Genomic DNA, 902 nt, shown 5'->3' with positions numbered 1-902 from the left:
CCGCCCGGCCCGGTGCGTGCCGCCCCAGCCAGGTCTCAGCGAGCAAGGACGACAGGTCTCAGAATGCCCCATCGGCACGACCGCACCCACATCACGGTGTTCGGCGGGGTCGACACCCACACCGACACCCACCACGCCGCCGCACTCGACCACCACGGCCAGGTCCTCGGCGACGCCGAGTTCCCCGCCACCCCCGAGGGCTGCGCACAACTGCTCGACTGGCTGTCCGGCTTCGGCCCAATCAGCAAAGTCGGCGTCGAAGGCACCGGCTCCTACGGCAAGCAACTCGCCACCCTGCTGCGCCGCAACAACATCACGGTCCGAGAAGTCTCCCGGCCCAACCGCCGAACACGCCGCAACCACGGCAAATCCGACGTCATCGACGCCATCAACGCCGCCCGCACGGTGCTCTGCGGCGATGGCACCGCCACACCCAAAACCGCCGCGGGACCCGTCGAGTCCATCCGCGCACTCCGTATCGTCCGCGGCGGCGCGGTCAAAGCCCGCACCGCCGCCCGCAACGAGCTCACCAACCTGATCACCACCGCACCCACCACACTCCGCGAAGCCTTACGCGGCAAGAAAGGCAAGGCACTACTCACCGCCTGCACCGCCCTAGCCCCAGACCTCGCCCGGCTCGCCGACCCCACCCACGGCACCATGCTCGCCCTACAGGCCATGGCCGGCCGGATCACCAGCCTCAACCAACAGATCACCCAGCTCGACAAACACCTCGACCCCCTGGTCGCGGCCACCGCCCCCACCCTGGTCGACCTGCTCGGCATCGGCACCGACGTCGCAGGCCAGCTCCTCGTCACCGCCGGCGACAACCCCGACCGGCTTCACAGCGAGGCAGCCTTCGCCAAACTCTGCGGCGTCGCACCACTACCAGCCTCATCCGG

Annotated in this window: 1 protein-coding gene; it reads left to right on the top strand. The window is 69.5% G+C overall.

The genetic code is table 11. The annotated features are described in order from the left end of the window. Positions 1-96: 96 nt before the first annotated feature. The coding region (locus SK803_RS46370) for a transposase (protein ID WP_319972646.1) at positions 97-902 on the top strand (806 nt) is incomplete at its 3' end.

The sequence above is a fragment of the Lentzea miocenica genome (assembly GCF_033949945.1).
GTDB classification, from domain to species: Bacteria; Actinomycetota; Actinomycetes; order Mycobacteriales; family Pseudonocardiaceae; genus Lentzea; species Lentzea miocenica.
This window is presented reverse-complemented; position numbering and strand designations above follow the sequence as displayed.